This is a genomic window from Metapseudomonas boanensis, from assembly GCF_018704125.1.
Lineage (GTDB): Bacteria > Pseudomonadota > Gammaproteobacteria > Pseudomonadales > Pseudomonadaceae > Metapseudomonas > Metapseudomonas boanensis.
Window position 1 is genome coordinate 1 of the sequence record NZ_JAGTIS010000002.1, and the last position, 19034, is coordinate 19034.

Below are 19034 nucleotides of genomic sequence, written 5' to 3' on the forward strand. Positions count from 1 at the left end.
CGGCCCCCTGGCGTTGCTGCGACTGCGTGGCTTCACGCTGCCGACGCAGATCTTTCTCGACCCCGGCGGCTCATCGATGCCGCTGGCGCAGTACGGAGATCGACCATGAGCCTGTCCGCACTCATCGCCAGCTGCCTGGGTCAGCGCGACGCACTGGCACTGGCCCGCGGCCAGGCGCCGGATTGGGAGGCTTGGTTGCGGCCAATATCTACACCCGCAGCGTGCAGATGGACAGCGAGCTGAACATCGCCCACGACCCTGCTGCTGGCCGCCTGTGGCAGCCATGGACTCAAACTGAAAAAGGCCCCTTCCGTGGAGCCGCTTTCCCAGATCCGGGCCAACCTGGCCTTCACGTACCGCCGTGGGTGCATCCCCGGATGCCTCGGCAGCAAGCGACCTGTTGTTCAAGTACGCCCGCTGACCGCAGAGGAACAACCAGCTCAAGGAAGATCCGGCCTTGGATGCCGAGGTCGAGCGCCTTTACCGCATCGCAGCCGCACACCAGTACGACAAGGCCAATATCAACCTGATAAATGGCGTCTTCCGTGGCCATTTCCAGGTGCGTGGCACGCTACCGCCCTCGGACGACACCCTCCAGTGGCTGGAAGAGCGCAAAGCCAATATCCCGCCCTCAAGCTCAGTGAATTGCTGATCCGGCAGCTGGCCGACGCCCGGCAGCTCGACGTCGCCACCGGCCGGTCGCTGCCGGGCTCGCCGAATTTCATTGCGATCAAGGTACCAGCATCGCCTTGGCCACCTCATTACGCTTGGCCTTGCCGCACAGCTGCTCCACCAGGGTCAGGGCGAAGGCCAGGGCGGTACCGGGGCCTTGGCTGGTGATGCAGTTGCCATCCACGACCACCGGCTGGTCGACGAAGGTGCATCCGGACAGACGATCGCTGAAGCTCGGGTAGCAGGTCATGCGCCGCTGGCGCAGCACGCCGTAAGACTGCAGCGCCAGCGCCGGTGCCGCGCAGATGGCGGCGAATAGCTTGCCGGCGGCCGCCTGTTCGCGTACCCGTTCGGCCAACGGCTCGTGGTCAGCCAGGCGCTGGGCGCCGGGCATGCCGCCGGGCAGGACGATCAGGTCGAAATCCTGCGCCAGCACATCGAGCAACATGGCATCGGCAGTCATGCGGGTGCCACGGGCAAGCGTGACCATGCGCCGGTTTTCGACACTGCCCACCACGACCTCCACCTCAGCGCGCCGCAGCACGTCGATCAGGGTCACGGTTTCCAGGTCTTCCACACCGTCGGCGACGGTGATCAGTGCGTGGGGATGGGAATGGTCTGACATGTTGATTCTCCTGGGCTCCCGGGAACTGTAGCTGTCCTTTCGGTCATAAATTCACCGCCCCGGGGTGAGCTGGTATGATGCGCGCCTTTTTTTCAGACTGGCAGAAAAAAGGCAGGTCCGCTCGGGTCCGTGCTTTTGTGCTTTGCTTTTGCCAGCTGCATAACATAAGACGCGTTGCGTCACGGGGAGCCCCAACATGCTGGAGAAGCTGTTCCAACTCAAGGCGCACGACACCAACGTACGCACCGAGGTCCTGGCAGGTCTGACAACCTTCCTGACGATGGCCTACATCCTGTTCGTCAACCCAGCCATCCTGGGCGAGACCGGCATGGACAAGGGCGCTGTGTTCGTCGCCACCTGCCTGGCCGCCGCGATCGGCTCGGCCACCATGGCGCTGATCGCCAACTACCCGATCGCCCTGGCCCCCGGCATGGGCCTCAACGCCTTCTTCACCTATACCGTGGTGCTGCAAATGGGCCACACCTGGCAGGTGGCCCTGGGCGCAGTGTTTCTCTCCGCCTGCATGTTCTTCCTGCTGTCGATCTTCAAGATCCGCGAATGGATCATCAACAGCATCCCGCTTGAGCTGCGTTCGGCCATTGCCGCGGGCATCGGACTGTTCCTCGGACTGATCGCCCTGCAGAAGGCCGGGATCGTGGCCGCCCATCCGGTGACCATGCTGACCGTCGGCGACCTGACCAAACCCGAACCGATCCTCGCCGTGCTAGGTTTTTTCCTTATCGTCGCCCTGGAAGCGCGCAAGGTCACTGGCGCCGTGCTGATCGGCATTCTCGCCGTGACCATCGCCGGCATCGTCCTCGGCGTCTCGCAGTTCGGCGGCATCTTCTCCATGCCGCCATCGTTGGCCCCCACCTTCCTGCAGCTGGACATCAAGGGCGCGCTGGAAATCGGCCTGGTCAGCGTGATCTTCGCCTTCCTCTTCGTCGACCTGTTCGACAACTCCGGCACCCTGATCGCCGTAGCCAAGAAAGCCGGCCTGATGCGCGCCGACGGTTACATGCCGAAGATGGGCCGCGCTCTGATCGCAGATAGCACCGCGGCCATGGGCGGTTCACTGCTGGGCACCTCTACCACCACCAGCTACATCGAGTCCGCTGCGGGCGTCAGTGCGGGCGGCCGCACCGGCCTCACCGCCATGGTGGTCGCCGTGCTGTTCCTGCTGGCACTGTTCCTCTCGCCACTTGCGGGCAGCGTGCCGGCCTTCGCCACTGCGCCGGCTCTGTTCTTCGTGGCCGTGCTGATGGCTTCCGGCCTCGCCGAAATCGACTGGAACGACCTGACCACTGCCGCGCCGGTGCTGATCACCACGTTGGCCATGCCGTTCACCTATTCCATTGCCGACGGCATCGCCTTCGGTTTCATTGCCTGGGCCGCGATCAAGACCCTGGCTGGCCGCTACAAGGAACTGAGTCCGGCGCTGGTGATCCTCGCCGTGCTCTTCGTTATCAAGATGGGTTTCTTCCACTGATGAGTCGTCCCCAGTTCGACCCGGCGGCCTACGCCGTCCAAATCAAAGAGAAGGCACAGCGTCTGAAGGCGCTGCTGGCACCGTTCAACGCACCGGAGCCTGAAGTCTTCGAGTCCCCGCGCGAGCATTACCGCCTGCGCGCCGAATTCCGCCTGTGGCGCGAGACGGGTGGCGAAAACCGTCACTACGCCATGTTCGAGACTGGGGACAAGTTCACCCCGATACTGATCGATGACTTCCCCATCGCCAGCCGCCGCATCAATGAGCTGATGCCGCGCCTGAAAGCCGGCTGGCAGGCGAGCCAGGGGCTGAGCTTCAAGCTGTTCCAGGTGGAGTTCCTCACCACATTGGCCGGCGATGCGCTGATCACCCTGTGCTACCACCGCCCGCTGGACGATGCCTGGAAAACCGAAGCCGAAAAGCTCGCTGCCGACCTGGGCGTGAGCCTCGTCGGCCGCTCCAAGGGCAAGCGCATCGTCATCGGTCGCGATTTCGTCGAGGAGGAACTGACTGTTGCGGGTCGCCTGTTCCGCTATCGTCAACCGGAAGGCGCCTTCACCCAGCCCAACGGCGAAGTGAACCAGAAGATGCTCGGCTGGGCCTTTGACGTGCTCGGCGAGCGCAGTGACGACCTCTTGGAGCTCTACTGCGGCAACGGCAACTTCACCCTGCCGCTGGCCACCTGCGTGCGCAAGGTGCTGGCGACCGAGATCAGCAAGACCTCGGTGAACGCCGCCCTGGCCAACCTCGCCGACAACGCGGTGGATAACGTCACTCTGGTGCGCCTCTCCGCAGAAGAGCTGACCGAGGCGCTGAACGAGGTCCGCCCCTTCCGCCGGCTGGCCGGCATCGACCTGAAGAGCTACGAGTTCGGCAGCGTCTTCGTCGACCCGCCACGCGCCGGCATGGACCCGGACACTTGCGAGCTGACCCGCCGCTTCGACCGTATCCTCTACATTTCCTGCAACCCGGAGACCCTCGCCGCCAACATCGCCCAGCTCAACGACACCCACCAGGTGACCCGCTGCGCGTTGTTCGACCAGTTTCCCTATACGCACCATATGGAGTCCGGGGTGCTGTTGGAGCGTCGTTGAGCGCCTGACTTGGAGCCCTCTCCCCCGCCCCCTCTCCTCTTCAGGGAGAGGGCGAGCCCTATTCCCCCTCCAACCGCCGCAACGCCACAAACGCCAACCCCGCCGACACCACCTCGAACAACAGCGCATAAAGGTTGAAGGTTTGCTGCAGGCTACCATCCAGCCAGAGCCCGCTGACGCGCCCCAGGGCCAGGGCGGTGTAGATCAGCACCAGCAGGTCCAACGCCGCACGCATCAGTTGCAGCCGCAGCTGAACCAGCAGTAGAAAGGCCGCCAGCCCCAGCGGCAGGCAGCCGTAGTAGGCTCGCACATCCGTCACCGCTGCCGGCCCCATCAGCAGCATCCCGCTGTAGCTGGCCATTTCCTCCGGGCGAATGAAGTAGGCGAGGCCGATGATGGTCAAAATCAGCGCTTGCAAGGCTAACAGTACGCGGGTGAAGTACATGCCGCCGACCTCCCGGATTGGTTGCTGGCATCAGCTTAGTCGGGCTGGAAAAACCTGACACAAGGCGAAACTTGGGCTACTGGCAGGGTGGCGCTATGCTGGGGCTCCTTCCCACCAGACGATCCGGCCTCCGGGTCGCTAGGAGTCACCGATGCGTTCCTTCCTTTTGCTCGGCACCCTGCTGGCGGGCATCGCCCAGGCAGCGGACCCTGTCACCATGGACGTCTACCGCGATCCCAACTGTGGCTGCTGCAAGGCCTGGATCAGCCACCTGCAGGCCAACGGCATCCAGGTGCGCGACCACGTCGAAACCGATATGGCTGCGGTGAAGACCCGATTCGGCGTGCCGCATCGGCTGGGCTCCTGTCATACGGGCGTGGTGGACGGCAAATTCGTCGAGGGCCACGTACCGGCCAGCGATGTCCTGAAGCTGCGGGGTCGCCCAGACCTGCTGGGCGCCGCCGTTCCCGGCATGCCAATGGGTTCGCCGGGGATGGAGATGGGCGACCGCCACGATGCCTACCAGGTGATAGGCGTTTCGCAGAAGGGTGAGGAAAGCGTGCTGAGCGACTATCCCGCCCACTGATACCAATCCCCTCACCCTGACGGCTGCTTCGGCGGCCGTCCGCATTTCCGGAGCCGATATGGACTACTGGCAAGTCGATGTATTCGCCGAACGCGTGCTGGCCGGCAATGGTCTGGCGGTGTTCCCCGCCGCCTGCGGGTTATCCACAACCGCCATGCAGGGTCTGACCCGCGAGCTGCGCCAGTTCGAGTCGATCTTCCTGGAGCAAGGCGCATCGCCACGCAGCTTTTCCGCCCGGGTATTCACGGTGGAAGAGGAGTTACCGTTTGCCGGGCACCCCATTCTCGGTGCTGCCGCCCTGTTGCATCACTTGCATGCGATTGAAGACAGCGCCTCATGGGAGCTGCAATTGCCCAACAAACGCGTGAGCATTGCCACCCGCCGCGAGGGCAAAGGCTTCTATGCGGAAATGGATCAGGGCCAGGCCGAATTCGGCCAGACCCTCGATGAGCAAATGGCCGCCGCCTTCGCCGCCGCCTTCGGCAGCGAGCGCGACCACCGTTACCTGCCGCAAGTGGTCAGCACCGGCCTGCCTTACCTGCTACTGCCGGTGACTACGGCCGGGCTGGCAGCCGCCAAACAAAGACAGCTGCTGGACGACGACCTGGCCCGGCTCGGGGCGGCATTCGTCTTCCTGTTGGATGTCGACGCCCGCGAAGGTCGCACCTGGGATCCGCTCGGCGTGGTCGAGGACGTCGCCACCGGTAGTGCGGCCGGCCCGGTGGCCGCCTGGCTGGTGGCTCAAGGACTGGAGCAGCGCGACCAACCCTTTGCCCTTGCGCAGGGGCGCTTCCTCGACCGGCCAAGCCGGCTCGATGTCCGCGTTACCGGAGACGGCAGGGTCCAGGTCGGTGGAGGTGTGCAGTTGCTCGCTCACGCACACCTGCTTCCATCGCCAGAGGAACTGGCCTGACGACCGGGCTGGCGACCCACGCTGCCAGCGACAACACTCAAGAGTTCGAAGGGTTGAGGGAGAGCGGCCATGCGCTGGCAACGGGCACGACGCAGCGACAACGTGGAAGATGGTGGCAGCAGTGGGGGAATGCGCCTGGGTGGCGGCAAGGGATTGGGCCTGGGCGGGATCGCCATCGTGGTGGTGGTGGCCCTGCTGATGGGTGAAGACCCACTGCGGATCCTCGAGCAGATCACCCAGCAAGGCGCCGCCATCAACCCGCAGCAACAGTCCGCGAATCCCAGCGGCACGCCGGAAGAGCGCGAGTTCGTCCGCGCGATCCTCGGCGACACCGAGGACACCTGGCGGGCCATCTTCCAGGCCTCGGGTCGCCAATATCAGGACCCGACCCTGGTGCTGTTCAATGGCGGCGTGCAGTCCGCCTGTGGCTTTGCCTCGTCGGCCGTAGGTCCGTTCTATTGTCCGGGCGACCGCAAGGTCTACCTCGACCTGGACTTCTTCGAGGAACTGGCCCAACGCTTCGCCGCCGCCGGCGACTTCGCCCAGGCCTACGTGATCGCCCATGAAGTGGGTCACCACGTGCAGACCCTACTGGGCGTCTCCGCCAAGGTCAACGCCGCACGCCAACGCGGCGAACGCATCGAAGGCGACAACGGCCTGCTGGTGCGCCAGGAATTGCAGGCCGACTGCCTGGCCGGCGTCTGGGCTCACCACGCGCAGAAACGCCTTGACTGGCTGGAGCCCGGGGACCTGGAAGAAGCCCTGAACGCTGCCAACGCCATCGGCGACGATCGCCTGCAGAGCCAGACGCGCGGTCAGGTGGTGCCGGACTCGTTCACCCACGGGACTTCGGCGCAGCGGGTGCGCTGGTTCAAGATGGGGTTCGAGCGGGGTGAAGTGGGGAGGTGCGATACGTTTTCGACGGCGCGGCTTTGAGCGAAAGATTCGCGCGGCCTGAAGCCTCCCTCAACCTCAAAGTCGAGCCAGCGCCAACAACTCCCCACAATCCCGCGCATACCAATCCACCAGCTCCGGCCAGGGGTTCTCCGGCAGGTTCACCAGTACGGTGCGAGTGCCGGCGGCGCGGCCGCAATCGAGGTCGAAGCGGTAGTCGCCGACCATCACCATGCTTTCAGGGAGCACCCGCCATTGCTGGGCCAGGTGCAGCAGGCCACCGGGGTGGGGTTTGGGTGGTGCCTCGCCGCGGCCGAGGACATCCTCGGCGGCGAAGCAGTCGCCCAGGCCGATGGCCTCGAGTGTCACCAGGGCCAGTTCATGGGCGTTACGCGTGAGGATGCCCAGCCGGCAGCCGCGTCCACGCAGCTCCCGCACGAGTTCCAGGGCGCCCGGTGCGGGGCGGGCGTTGAGGGCCAACTCCCGCTCGTGTTCCAGCAGCCAGGCGTGCTTGGCGCTGGCTTCGTCCTCGGGCAGGACCGCCAGGTGGTGGAGGATGTCGTCCTCCGGGGGGATGTCGAGGGCTCGGCGAATCGCCGCGAAGTCATGCACGGCAATGGTCAGGGTGCCGTCCATGTCGAATACCCAATGGCGAAACTGCGCCAGGCTCATCACAACTCTCCGCAATCCAGGTCGAGCGCCGGAGCCTAACGCATTCCGGCGCTACTTCCAGTCTTCGCGCAGGCGGGTGAGGCCTTCCTGGGCCACCGAGGCCACCAACTGGCCGGCGCGGTTGAAGATGCTGCCCCGGGAAAAACCACGGCCATTGCCGGACCAGGGGCTGTCCATGGAATACAGCAGCCAGTCGTCCGCACGCAGGTCGCGGTGGAACCACAGCGCATGGTCGAGGCTGGCCACTTGCATGAACTTCTGCCACACCGACACGCCGTGGGGCAGCATCGAGGTGGTCAGCAGGCCGAAGTCGGAGGCGTAGGCGAGGATGTACTTATGGATGGCGCGAATGTCCGGCAGGCTGCCGTCGGCGCGGAACCAGATGTGCTTGACCGGCTCGCCTGGCTTGGGGTCGTAGGGGTTCTCGGCAGTGACCGGGCGGATCTCGATGGGCTTGGCGCAGAGGAACTTGTCGCGGATCCGCTCGGATAACAGATGGGCGTTCTGCCGGGCGATTTCCAGCTCGCTGGGCAGGTTCTCCGGGCCCGGCACTTGCGGCATGCTCAGTTGGTGCTCGAAGCCCTCTTCGTCCTGCTGGAAGGAGGCGCTGCAGGTGAATATCTGCTGGCCCTTCTGGATGGCGGTGACACGGCGGGTGCTGAAGCTGCCGCCGTCGCGCACCCGCTCCACCGAATAGACCACCGGCAGACTGGCATCGCCCGGGCGCAGGAAGTAGCCGTGCAGCGAATGCACATGTCGTTCGGCTTCCACCGTCTGGCTGGCGGCGGATAGCGACTGGCCGAGCACTTGGCCACCGAACAATTGACGGAAGCCGAGGTCCTGGCTGACGCCACGGAACAGGTTTTCCTCGATGGATTCAAGGCTCAGCAGGGCGACCAGTTCGTCGAGCACCTGGGTCATGAAATTCTCCTCTGCAAGGCTGGTACCGCGCTCATGGGCAGGGTGGCCGTCGTAATTCAGGATAGGCCGGCAGCGTTGTCAGGCGCTCGTCCCACAGCGCGCGGCCCAGGGTGAAATGGTAAAGGCTTTGCCAACGGCTGTCGGCCAATCCAAGCAATTCATGTACCGAGTCATCGAAATAGCATCCGATGCCGGTGCCCGATAGACCAGCGGCTTCGGCCTCCAGGTACAGCAATTGACCAATCTGCCCACATTCCCAATACAGGCGCGGATAGCACCAGGGACCTGGCTCCAGCGCCTCGTCGAAGCGCGCCAGCATGGCCAGTGCCACGCAGCCGTCGCTGGCAATGTCCTGGCCGCAGGAGAGGAAGCCCGACAGGCCACGGGCATCGCCTTCCAGCAGGCGGTAGAGCGGCAAATCAGTGCTGGTCCGCTGCCAGAGGAAATCCTCGCGCAGCCCGGCGCTCAATTCCGCTTCAGGCGCAGCGCCACGGGCCAGCCAGTAGAGGCCGGGTGCCAGGCCCTGGACACGATGGACGAACAGCAGCAGATCCACCTGCGGCGGTCCCAGGGTGGCAAAGGGCACCGGCGACTGGTTCGGCATCAGCCGGCGCAGCCAGGCCATTAACAGCTCGGCCTGGATACCGCTGCGGCCGTCCATGGATTGCGCGCTGCGCCGCCGGTGCAACAGCGGGCGCAAGGGCAAACCTGGGTTATCCACAACGTTGGGACCGAGTTGGGCCTTCCAGCAGACTGCGGGCAATGCGGGCGCCCGGCACAGGTCATGAACCCGCTCCATTTCAGGCCAGTGCCGCTGCTCGCGAGAAAGGCGGTTCGGTGTGCCGGACAGCTCCAGGGCAGACAAAGCGTCGAGAAGCATGCGGTCCAGGACGAACTCCGCCTCCTGCGCAGGGCCGATCCAGAGCAGAGCGTCGGCAAACTCCTGCTCATGGAAGCCGTCCCGATCCAGTCCGAGCAGCGCATCCAGCCGCGACTCAGCAACGCTACCGAGCAAACGGACCTGCCAACCCTGGGCACTGGCGGCGATGGCCACAGCCGCCAAGGCATGACCGAGGTCGTGTTGGCAATAACGGTAGGCCCGCTCGCCGTACTTCCAGGCCTCGCGCCAGGGAATGCTGGCCAGGCCGAGGAGGAAGCCGCCCGCCGGCAGCGTCGCGCCTAATTGCGCACCGAGGGCCGGTGGCATTTCGCTGCGAATCTCCAGGGCGTGGGCGTCGGGGGCGTAGTGGGCTAGCAGGCCACCCGCCTCCAGGGCGCCGGGTGGCAACAGCAGATAGGCCTCAGTGGGATGCAGGTTGCCCGACGAAGGATTCACCCGCAGTGCCCACCGGTTGCCCCCCGCCTCCTTCCAGGCGGAAATCGCCAGGCTGTCGTAGAGCAGCTGCGACAGGCTCTCGTGGTTCAGTTCCACAGGCTTGCCCTGGGGTGCGGCGAACACGACGTCGTAAGCCGGCGACTCCTCCAGCGGGCGGTGCCAGAGCTCGACCAGCCGGGTGCCGGCATAGCGGCGGAATGGCGCCGGCTGGGTGGCCCAGTGCAACTGGCCCGGGCCCGGCGCGAAACGGTCCGGCCGGTGCTTACTGAGTTCGTGATAGGCGCGCACGGCATCGCTCATTGCGCTGCCTCCCATTCGGCATGGCCCAGCCGGTAAAGCACATGCGCGCGCAGCGGGTGGCCCTCCGGCAGGCGCGGGTGCTCGAAGTCACCGGCCAGGTCGCGCTGAAGCCCGAGACGCGCCATCAGCGCCCGCGAGCGCAGATTGCCCGGCACGGTGAAGGACACCACTTCAGGCAACTGCAGGCCCTCGAAAGCAAAGGTCAACGCAGCACGCGCCGCCTCGCTGGCCAGCCCCTGATGCCAGTGCTCACGAGCCAGGCGCCAGCCAATCTCCGCTGCCGGGGCGAATGGTGCCTCGAACCCCACCTGCAGCAGCCCGGTAAAGCCGATGAAGGCGCCACTGTCGCGCCGCTCCAGGGCCCAGAGGCCGAAGCCATGCTCTGAGAAGTGCGCCTGGATGCGCGTGACCAGTGCATCGCTCTGCTCTCGGCTCAGGCAGCCGGGAAAGAAGCGCATCACCTCGGGGTCGGCATTCAGCGCGGCGAAGGCCGGCAGGTCATCGTCGCGCCATCTACGCAGGCACAGGCGCGGGGTTTGCAATTCGATCAGGGACACGGGCTTTCTCTTGAGCGCGGCGCGAAGGCCACATCATACTGCCGCACGTGCCACCCCGAGTGCCGATCGATGTTCCTGCCGCTGGTCTACCACGATGACTACAGTCCGCCGTTTCCGGCGGAGCACCGCTTCCCCATGGAGAAGTTCCGCCTGCTCTACGAGCACCTTCTGGATAGCGGCGTGACTACCGAAGCGCAGCTGCTGCGGCCGGAGAGCTGCCCGCGCGAAGTGCTCGCCCTCGCCCACTGCCCGACCTATATCCAGCGCTTCCTCGATGGCGAACTCAGCCGTGAGGAGCAACGCCGCCTCGGCTTGCCCTGGAGCGAGCTGCTGGCCCAGCGCACCGTACGCGCGGTGGGTGGCTCGCTGCTGGCCGCCGAACAGGCTCTGCAGCACGGCCTGGCCTGCCACCTGGCCGGCGGCACCCACCATGCCCACTACGACCACGCAGCCGGCTTCTGCATATTCAATGACCTCGCGGTGGTCAGCCGTTACCTGCTGGAAGCCGGCAAGGTTCAGCGGGTGCTGATCTTCGATTGCGACGTGCACCAGGGCGATGGCACCGCGCGCCTGCTCGCTGATACGCCTGACGCGATCACCGTCTCGCTGCATTGCGAGAAGAACTTCCCCGCGCGCAAGGCCGAAAGCGACTGGGACATACCGCTGCCCATGGGCATGGGCGATGCCGACTATCTGCAGGTGGTGGACGATGCGCTGAATTATCTGCTGCCGCTCTACCAGCCGGACCTGGTGCTCTACGACGCCGGCGTGGATGTGCACAAGGACGATGCCCTGGGTTACCTGCATCTCACCGACGACGGCGTGGCCACGCGCGACGAGAGCGTGATCCGCCATTGCCTGGGCCGCGACATTCCGGTGGTGGGCCTGATCGGTGGCGGCTACGACAAGGACCGTGCCGCCCTCGCCCGCCGCCACGGCATCCTGCATCACAGCGCCCGGCGCGTCTGGGACGACCTGGACATGAGGTAGATTGGCGCTTCGCCACAGCCGAAGCCCGGCAACTCCGGGTGCCCGAGGTTGAGCTGCGCTTCGCTTAGCGGAGCGCCGCCCGGCCCAACCTACCTGATTGAAGCAGCCGTGCAGTAAAATGCGCGCCTCCCGCTACCAACGAACAGCCAGCCATGACGCACACCCCCCCCAAAGTCGCCATCATCGGCGGCGGCCCTGCCGGATTGATGGCCGCAGAAGTGCTGGCCCTGGGCGGTGCGCGGGTGGAGCTGTTCGATGCCATGCCCTCGGTCGGGCGCAAGTTCCTGCTGGCCGGCGTCGGCGGCATGAACATCACCCACTCCGAGCCCAAGACCGCCTTTCTTGCTCGCTACGGCGAACGTCGCGATGAGATCAGCGCATTGCTGGAAGGCTTCGGCGCCGAGGAGCTGCGCGAGTGGATTCACGACCTCGGTATCCAGACCTTCGTCGGCACTTCCGGCCGGGTGTTCCCCACCGACATGAAAGCCGCGCCGCTACTGCGCGCCTGGCTCAAGCGCCTGCGCGAGCAGGGGGTGGTTATCCACACTCGGCAGCGTTGGCTGGGCTGGGATGACCAGGGCGCGTTGCGTATCGCCACCGCCGAGGGTGAAACCCGCGTCGCCGCCGATGCCTGCCTGCTGGCCCTGGGTGGCGGAAGCTGGACACGGCTGGGCTCCGATGGCGCCTGGGTGAGCGTGCTCGAAGCGCGCGGGGTGCCTGTCGCCCCGTTGCAACCAAGCAACTGTGGCTTCGAAGTGGAGGCCTGGAGCCCGCTGCTGAAGGAGAAGTTCGCCGGCGCACCGATCAAGTCGACGGCCATCCGCCTGGGTGACCAGCCACCACGCCTGGGCGAGTTCGTACTCACCGCCACGGGGGTGGAAGGCAGCCTGATCTATGCGCTGTCCGCCGCCATCCGTGATCGCATCAACGCCCAGGGCAGCGCCACCATTCACCTGGACCTGCTGCCCAGCCAGCCGCTGGAGAAGGTCGCCAAGGCCCTGGCCAAGCCACGCGGCTCGCGCTCGATGGCCAAGCATCTGCATAGCCAGCTCGGCATCGACGGTGCCCGCGCCGGATTGCTGCGCGAACTGTCGTCCAAGGACGATTTCGCCGACCCGGCCCGCCTCGCCGCTGTCATAAAGGCGCTGCCGTTGACGCTGGTAAAAGCGCGCCCGCTGGACGAAGCCATCAGCTCAGCCGGCGGCGTTCCGTTCGACATGCTGGACGCCAACCTCATGCTCAAGCAGCTGCCCGGCGTGTTCTGCGCGGGCGAAATGCTGGACTGGGAAGCGCCCACCGGTGGCTATCTGCTCACCGCCTGCTTCGCCAGTGGCCGCGCCGCCGGCCTGGGTGTCCTCGAGTGGTTGGCACGCCGCTGACGACCGGCCTTTCTGATGGCACCGCGTGGTAACTGCCGCGCTTCGGCCAGCGTCTATGCTTGCCCAAAAGCCTGATCTGCATGCGGTGCCCTCAATGTGATTCCCCTTCTCGTCTGTGACGACTCGATGATGGCGCGCAAGCAGTTGATCCGCGCGCTACCGCTGGATTGGCCGGTCCATATCACCCAGGCCAGCAATGGCCAGGAAGCGCTGGATGCCATCCGCAAGGGTCACGGCCGCGTGGTGCTGCTGGACCTCACCATGCCGTTGATGGATGGTTATCAGGTGCTCGCGCAGCTACGCGCCGAAGGTCTGGCCAGCCAGGTGATCGTAGTCTCCGGCGATGTCCAGGAAGGAGCCCAGCGCCGTGTACACGAGTTGGGCGCCCTGGCCTTCATCAGCAAGCCCGCCGACCCCGATGAACTGCGCGAAGCACTGATCGCAGTAGGCCTACTGCGCCCTGCCCCTGCTGGCTCACCGATCACCGGTGTGCCCGGACGCGCCACTCCGGATCTGCAGGTGAACTTCCGCGATGCCTTGCGTGAAGTGTGCATCGTCGCCATGGGCCGCGCGGCCGCGCTGCTGGCCCAAGTGCTCGGCGTCTTCGTGCGATTGCCGGTACCTAGCGTGAATCTCTTCGAAGTCAGCGAGCTGCACATGGCCCTGGCCGATGCCCAGCGCGGCGAACGTCTCAGTGCGGTGTGCCAGGGCTTCATCGGCGAATCCATCGCCGGTGAAGCGCTGCTGCTGTTCCATGACGCCGAGAGCGAGGAGATCGCGCGCCTGCTGGACCTGCGACCCAATGGCGAAGCGGAGCAAGCGGAAATGCTGCTGGATCTGGCGAGCATCCTGATCGGTGCCTGCTTGTCCGGCATCGCGGAACAGATCGATGTGCGCTTCTCCCAGGACCACCCTCAACTGCTCGGGCAGCACGCGTCCGTCGAGCGGTTGTTCCAGCTCAACAGCCGACGCTGGCGCAAGACGTTGGCGGTGGAGATCAGCTACGCGATCGAAGGCCACGACCTGCACTTCGACCTGCTGCTGCTGTTCACCGAAACCTCCATCGCGCGCCTGACCCGGAAAATCCACTATCTGATGGACTGACCCATGCCGGCAAAGATCGATTTGAAAGACTTCCACTGGCTGCTCGACATCGTTCAGTGCATGGACGTCGGCGTCGTAGTGCTGGACCGCCAGTTCCGCGTGGAGGTATGGAACGGATTCATGGAAAACCATTCCTGCCTGGGCCCGGACCGGGTGAATGGCCGCAACCTCTTCGAGCTCTTCCCCGAAATCGACCAGACCTGGCTGCGGCGCAAGGTCGAAACCGTGCTGGAACTGGGCACCCGCGCCTTCAGCCTGTGGGAGCAACGCCCGTACCTGCTGCGCTTCGAGAACTACCGGCCAATCACCGGAGAAGAAGACTTCATGTACCAGAACGTCACCTTCCTGCCGTTGGCGACTGCCGGTGGGAAGTCGGAGCGGGTGTGCCTGGTGATCTATGACGTGACCGAAGTGGCGCGGTTGAAGAAGCGGCTGGAGGCCTCCTGTGGGGGCAATTTCAATCGCTGAGCAGGCCGCACGCCTGCCCTGCGGATACCGAAGGGGCAGCTCGCAGCCCTTGGCGAATGAATTCGCCCCCACAGGAAAAGCGGTAGCTCCTGCCTACTTGATGTACCACCCCCACGGCTCGCGGCTGCGGTACTCGGTGACCTGCTTCACCTCCAGGTAGTTGTCCAGACCCCAGCGCCCCAGCTCGCGGCCAATGCCGCTCTGCTTCATGCCTCCCCAGGGAGCCTGGGTGAAGGTGGGTTGCGAACAGTTGACCCAGACGATGCCCGCACGCAGGCCGTTGGCGACCCGCGCAGCACGCTCCAGATCGTTCGACATCACCGCTGCTGCGAGGCCATATCGGCTGTCGTTCGCTTGTTTCAGGGCCTCGGCCTCGGTCTTGAAGCGCTTCACACAAAGCACTGGCCCAAAGATTTCCTCTCGCCAGATGCGGCTGTTCTCGCCAGGTTCGTCGAAGATCGCCGGTTCGACAAAGAAACCGTGCGACAAGTGCGGCGGCCGCTTGCCGCCGGTGAGCAGGTTCGCCTCCTGCTTGCCCTGTTCGATCATGCCCATGACCTTCTGGAATTGTCCCGCACTGGCCAGCGGGCCCAGCAGTACACCACGTTCCAGGCCGGGGCCGATCGTGATGCGCCGGGTTTCGTCCACCAGGCGTTCGAGCAGTTTCGCGGCGATGCCTTCCTGCACCAGCAGACGCGACGTCGCGCTGCACACCTGGCCCTGGTTCCAGAAGATGCCGAACATGATCCACTCCACCGCCGCTTCGACATCGGCGTCGTCGAAGACGATGAAGGCCGACTTGCCACCGAGCTCCAGACTGATGTTTTTGATGTCAACCGCCGCCGCCGACATGATTTTCGAGCCTGTCGGCACGCTGCCGGTGAAGGCCAGCTTGTCCACCCCCGGATGCTGGCTGAGCGGAGCCCCAGCTTCGCTGCCCAGCCCCGTAACCACGTTCAAGACGCCGGACGGCAGGCCGATGCGCTCGGCGGCCCCCGCCAGTTCCAGCGCTGTCAGCGGCGTCAGCTCCGACGGTTTGAGCACGCAGGTGGCGCCCGCGGCCAGCGCTGGAGCGACCTTCCAGGCCGCCATCAGCAAAGGGTAGTTCCAGGGGATGATCTGCCCTGCCACGCCTACCGGCTCGTAGCGGATGCGACAGCGGAAACGTTCGTCCGGCAGTGCCAACGGCTGGTCCTGGCGGTCATCCAGCTCCCGTGCCAGCTCGGCGTAATAGCGGAAGCAGCCGATGGCATCGGCTATGTCCCACTGCGCCTCGGGAAGCGGTTTGCCGTTGTCGCGCACCTCCAGCACGGCCAGGGCATCGCGACGACGATCGAGTTCATCGGCCAGGGCCTCCAGCCAGGCAGCGCGCTCGGCGCCAGTGCTTTGCCCCCAGCCGCGGGTGAACGCCTGGCGAGCGGCATGCACGGCATGGTCAATGTCTTCCTCGGTGGCGGCCGGCACACGCTGGATCAGGTCGCCGTTGCCAGGGTCGATCACATCGAAGTAACCGCCCAGGTCAGGGCGGACCCATTGCCCGTTGATGTACAGCTGGTCACGCATGGCTTGCTCCATGGGCGCTCAGGCGCCGCTGCGGCGGTTCTGCAGGTAGCGGGAGGTGAACAGCAGCGCCAGCGAGACGCAGATGATCACCGTGGAGATGGCGTTGATCTCCGGGGTAATGCCCCGGCGAATCGACGAGAAGATGTAGATCGGCAGGGTGGTTTCCGAACCGGCGACGAAGAAGGCGATGATGAAATCGTCGAAGCTGAAGGTGAAGGCCAGCAGGAAGCTAGCGAGGATGGCCGGGGCGATCTGTGGCAGGGTCACCCGGCGGAAGGTTTCCAGCGGTGGCGCGTAGAGGTCGGCGGAGGCTTCGAGCAGGGCTTTGTCCAGGGCTTCGACCCGGGTGCGGACGATGACCATCACCAGCGCCATGGTGAACAGCGAGTGCGCCGCGATCACCGTGAACAACCCCATGCGCAGACGCGGCAGACCGGCTCCCAGCAGCAAGTCGAGCAGTGGATTGACCAGCTCGAAAAGGCTGATGAAGGCGATCAGAGTGGCGATGCCGATGACGATGCCGGGAATGATGATGGCGCAGTAGGTCAGGGCGTCGAAGAACAACCGCACACGCTTGCCCACCCGCTCCAGGCCGAACACGGCGAGGGTGCCGAAGAGCGTCGCAATCAGCGCCGAGCAGAAGGCGATCAGTGCACTGGTGCCAAGCGCCTCCATGATGAACGCGTTGCCGAAGGCGCGGCCGAACCATTGCGTCGAACAGCACTCGAATGACAGCCCGCTGCGCCCGGCGTTGAAGCTGAACAGCATGATCAGCGCGATGGGCGCATAGAGGAACAGGTAGAGCGAAGTGGAGTAACTGCGCAGCCACATCAGAGCATCCCCTCTGTCGAACGCTTGCCGAAGCGCGCCACCAGCTTCAGGTAGAGGGCGATAATGGCCAGCATCATCGCCACCAGTGTCATGGCAACGGCACTGCCAAAGGGCCAGTTGCGCGATTGCAGGAAAAGGTCCACCAGCGCGTTTCCGACGAAGAACACCTTACCGCCGCCGAGAATCGCGGGAATCAGGAACTCGCCCATGAGCAGGATGAACACCAGCATGGCGCCGGTGATAACCCCTGGCGCGGAGAGCGGAAGGGTCACCCGGCGAAAGGTTTCGAAGGCGCTGGCGCCAAGGTCGGACGAGGCCTCCAGCAGCCGTTTGTCGAGCTTCTCCAGGCTGACGTAGATGGGAAACACCATCAGCGGCAGATAGCCGTAGACGATGCCGATCAAGACTGCGCTGGGGGTATTGATCAGACGCACGTCTTCCAGACCGACCAAAGCCAACAGCGCCGGGATACCCTTGCCACCGAGGATGAAGATCCACGCATAGGTGCGGATCAGGAAACTGGTCCAGAACGGCACGATGACCAGCGTCAGCAGCAGGGATCGGCTGCGCTGCACCTTCACCGCCAGGAAATATGCGAGCGGATAAGCTGCCACGAGGCACACCAGGGTACCGAGTGGCGCGAGGACCAGGGTGTTGTAGAAAGCCTTGGCCCGCGAGCCGAGGTTGAGGTAGTTGTCCAGTGTCAGGGCGGCGGCGTAGCCGCCCACCGGGCTGCGCTCGCCGAGGCTGAAGACCAGGATGATCACCAGCGGCATCAGGAGCAGCAGCAGGAACCACAAGGTGGATGGCAACAGCAGGAGCAGCGTGACGCGCCGGCCGAGGCTCTGGCCAGCGACCGGCACGGCCTGGCCCGCATCGGCCAACGCAGGTGTGCTGATGGCGACGTTCATGGAGGGTTCCCTACGGCTCATGGAAGCGGCCACTGTAGGAGCGCGCTCGCTCGCGAAACGGTTCGCGAGCAGAGCTCGCTCCTACAAGAACTGGCGCTCGATCAGGCCGCCTTGAAGCGCGCCATCAGTTCGGCGCGGGCTGGGCTGGTGAGGGTCGCCGCAGCGCCGAACTCCAGGGCGCTGAGCAGGTCGGCTGCCGGGTACATGATCGGGTCTTCAAGCATCGCCTTGGGCAATAGCGCATCCACGCGCTTGTCACCGCTGGGATAGCCATGCGCCTCCACTTCGCGCTTGTTCACCTGCGGATCGAGCAGGTAGTTGATCAGCGCATAGGCCGCATCGGGGCGTTCGGCACTCTTCGGAATGGCGAAGAAATCGCTCCAGATCTCGCCGCCCTCGCGGCCCAGCACGTACTGCATCTGCGGCAGGTCGCGGTGCAACTGCGAGGCGTCGCCGGTCCAGCACATGGCCATCCAGGCATCGCCGTTGCGCATGGACGGCTGATAGTCGGAGTTGATCGCGAAGAGGTGCGGCTTGACCTCCAAGAGCAGCTTCTCGGCATCGGCCAATTCTTTCGGGTCGATCGAATTGAAGCTGTAGCCGAAGGCCTTGAGGGCATTGCCGATCACGGTGAGCTGGTAGTCGTGGACCATTACCCGGCCGGTGGCCTCGCCCTTGGCCAGTTCCCAGAACTCCTTCCAGGTCGTTGGCCGGGCCTTGATCTTCTTGCTGTCATAGACGTAGCCGGTGGTGCCCCAGTCCTTGGGCACGGCAAAGGTCTTGCCGTTGATGACGCCCTGCTCCATGAAGCGCTTCTCGTAGGAAGCCGGATCGAAGTTGGGGATGCGCGACAGGTCCAGCGGCACGATCAGGCCCAGCTCGGCATAGGTACTGATGGTGTAGTTGGTCGGCACGAAGACGTCCCAGCCACTACCTCCGGCCTGCAGCTTGGCGAGCATTTCCTCGTTGGAGCCAAACACGTTCATCTGCACCTGGGCGCCGGTCTGCTCGGCGAAGGCGGCGAAGTTTTCGGCGTTGTGATAGTTGGGCCAGGTTGCGAGCACCACCCGGTCGCCGATGGTGCCCTTCTCAGCTGCGAAGGCCCGATTGCTGCTCAACAGCCCGGGCATGTTCGCGGCCATGACTGCCATGGCCAGGCCGAGTCCGGTACGGCCCAGGAACTCGCGACGGCTGATGGAGCCGTTCTGCCAACTGCGCAGTTGCTTGATGAAGTCTTTCCGATCCATTGCTGCTACCCGCCTGTGAGTGGTTGGTGTTGTCCCT

At 65.0% G+C, this 19034-nt stretch carries 20 protein-coding genes; 10 read left to right on the forward strand and 10 right to left on the reverse strand.

Annotated features, from left to right (window positions below; all coding sequences use genetic code 11):
- Positions 1-457: 457 nt before the first annotated feature.
- A complete protein-coding gene (locus J7302_RS04105) occupies positions 458-652 on the forward strand; it encodes a hypothetical protein (RefSeq protein WP_215370845.1) in 195 nt (64 codons plus the stop codon).
- 78 nt (positions 653-730) lie between these two features.
- Here J7302_RS04105 and J7302_RS04110 read toward each other — a convergent pair whose 3' ends face one another.
- Positions 731-1297, reverse strand: coding sequence for a DJ-1 family glyoxalase III (locus J7302_RS04110; RefSeq protein ID WP_215370848.1), 567 nt, complete (start codon positions 1295-1297; stop codon positions 731-733).
- A gap of 196 nt (positions 1298-1493) precedes the next feature.
- On the opposite strand from J7302_RS04110, the gene J7302_RS04115 reads away from it, so the two are divergent.
- Together J7302_RS04115 and trmA are read left to right on the forward strand one after the other, a co-directional pair.
- Entirely contained in the window at positions 1494-2786 is a 1293-nt protein-coding gene (locus J7302_RS04115) for an NCS2 family permease (protein ID WP_215370851.1), read from the forward strand.
- Entirely contained in the window at positions 2786-3880 is a 1095-nt protein-coding gene (gene trmA / locus J7302_RS04120) for a tRNA (uridine(54)-C5)-methyltransferase TrmA (protein ID WP_215370854.1), read from the forward strand. Before J7302_RS04115 ends, trmA begins: the two co-directional genes overlap by 1 nt.
- A 58-nt stretch (positions 3881-3938) precedes the next feature.
- Here the strand turns inward: trmA and J7302_RS04125 are convergent, their stop codons facing one another.
- On the reverse strand, positions 3939-4325 hold the full coding sequence (locus tag J7302_RS04125) for a DUF4345 domain-containing protein (protein ID WP_215370857.1): 387 nt from the start codon (positions 4323-4325) through the stop codon (positions 3939-3941).
- Positions 4326-4476: 151 nt separating this feature from the next.
- On the opposite strand from J7302_RS04125, the gene J7302_RS04130 reads away from it, so the two are divergent.
- The 3 genes from J7302_RS04130 (at position 4477) to ypfJ (ending at position 6760) form a co-directional block, all read left to right on the forward strand.
- Complete coding sequence (locus J7302_RS04130) at positions 4477-4911, forward strand: DUF411 domain-containing protein (RefSeq protein ID WP_215370860.1); 435 nt, start codon at positions 4477-4479, stop codon at positions 4909-4911.
- Positions 4912-4969: 58 nt separating this feature from the next.
- Entirely contained in the window at positions 4970-5824 is an 855-nt protein-coding gene (locus tag J7302_RS04135; RefSeq protein WP_215370863.1) for a PhzF family phenazine biosynthesis protein, read from the forward strand.
- A gap of 69 nt (positions 5825-5893) precedes the next feature.
- Entirely contained in the window at positions 5894-6760 is an 867-nt protein-coding gene (ypfJ, locus tag J7302_RS04140) for a KPN_02809 family neutral zinc metallopeptidase (protein WP_215370866.1), read from the forward strand.
- A gap of 36 nt (positions 6761-6796) precedes the next feature.
- Here ypfJ and J7302_RS04145 read toward each other — a convergent pair whose 3' ends face one another.
- From J7302_RS04145 to J7302_RS04160, 4 genes are read right to left on the reverse strand one after another with little or no spacing between them, the layout of a single operon-like run.
- Positions 6797-7390, reverse strand: coding sequence for an HAD family hydrolase (locus tag J7302_RS04145; RefSeq protein WP_215370870.1), 594 nt, complete (start codon positions 7388-7390; stop codon positions 6797-6799).
- A gap of 51 nt (positions 7391-7441) precedes the next feature.
- Positions 7442-8311, reverse strand: coding sequence for an acyl-CoA thioesterase II (tesB, locus tag J7302_RS04150; protein WP_215370873.1), 870 nt, complete (start codon positions 8309-8311; stop codon positions 7442-7444).
- A 31-nt stretch (positions 8312-8342) separates the two neighbouring features.
- Positions 8343-9947, reverse strand: a complete 1605-nt coding sequence (locus tag J7302_RS04155; protein WP_215370876.1) for a SagB/ThcOx family dehydrogenase — start codon at positions 9945-9947, stop codon at positions 8343-8345.
- On the reverse strand, positions 9944-10504 hold the full coding sequence (locus tag J7302_RS04160) for a GNAT family N-acetyltransferase (RefSeq protein WP_215370879.1): 561 nt from the start codon (positions 10502-10504) through the stop codon (positions 9944-9946). The genes J7302_RS04155 and J7302_RS04160 overlap by 4 nt, the downstream gene beginning before the upstream one ends.
- Before the next feature lie 69 nt (positions 10505-10573).
- On the opposite strand from J7302_RS04160, the gene J7302_RS04165 reads away from it, so the two are divergent.
- The 4 genes from J7302_RS04165 (at position 10574) to J7302_RS04180 (ending at position 14445) form a co-directional block, all read left to right on the forward strand.
- Positions 10574-11494 (forward strand): histone deacetylase family protein, encoded by a 921-nt coding sequence (locus tag J7302_RS04165; RefSeq protein WP_215370882.1) that lies wholly within the window; start codon positions 10574-10576, stop codon positions 11492-11494.
- A gap of 152 nt (positions 11495-11646) precedes the next feature.
- Positions 11647-12873 (forward strand): TIGR03862 family flavoprotein, encoded by a 1227-nt coding sequence (locus J7302_RS04170; protein ID WP_215370886.1) that lies wholly within the window; start codon positions 11647-11649, stop codon positions 12871-12873.
- A gap of 96 nt (positions 12874-12969) precedes the next feature.
- Positions 12970-13977 carry a response regulator gene (locus J7302_RS04175; protein ID WP_215370889.1) on the forward strand — a complete coding sequence of 336 codons (1008 nt, stop codon included), beginning with the start codon at positions 12970-12972 and terminating at the stop codon, positions 13975-13977.
- Positions 13978-13980: 3 nt separating this feature from the next.
- The gene (locus tag J7302_RS04180; protein WP_215370892.1) at positions 13981-14445 is read left to right on the forward strand and encodes a PAS domain-containing protein; all 465 of its coding nucleotides are present in this window, start codon (positions 13981-13983) and stop codon (positions 14443-14445) included.
- Positions 14446-14538: 93 nt separating this feature from the next.
- Here the strand turns inward: J7302_RS04180 and J7302_RS04185 are convergent, their stop codons facing one another.
- From J7302_RS04185 to J7302_RS04200, 4 genes are all read right to left on the reverse strand, one after another.
- Entirely contained in the window at positions 14539-16008 is a 1470-nt protein-coding gene (locus tag J7302_RS04185) for an aldehyde dehydrogenase family protein (RefSeq protein ID WP_215370894.1), read from the reverse strand.
- An 18-nt stretch (positions 16009-16026) separates the two neighbouring features.
- Positions 16027-16839, reverse strand: a complete 813-nt coding sequence (locus J7302_RS04190) for an ABC transporter permease (RefSeq protein WP_215370896.1) — start codon at positions 16837-16839, stop codon at positions 16027-16029.
- Positions 16839-17750 carry an ABC transporter permease gene (locus tag J7302_RS04195; RefSeq protein ID WP_215370898.1) on the reverse strand — a complete coding sequence of 304 codons (912 nt, stop codon included), beginning with the start codon at positions 17748-17750 and terminating at the stop codon, positions 16839-16841. Before J7302_RS04195 ends, J7302_RS04190 begins: the two co-directional genes overlap by 1 nt.
- A gap of 101 nt (positions 17751-17851) precedes the next feature.
- Positions 17852-18997, reverse strand: coding sequence for an ABC transporter substrate-binding protein (locus J7302_RS04200; protein WP_215370901.1), 1146 nt, complete (start codon positions 18995-18997; stop codon positions 17852-17854).
- Positions 18998-19034 lie beyond the last annotated feature (37 nt).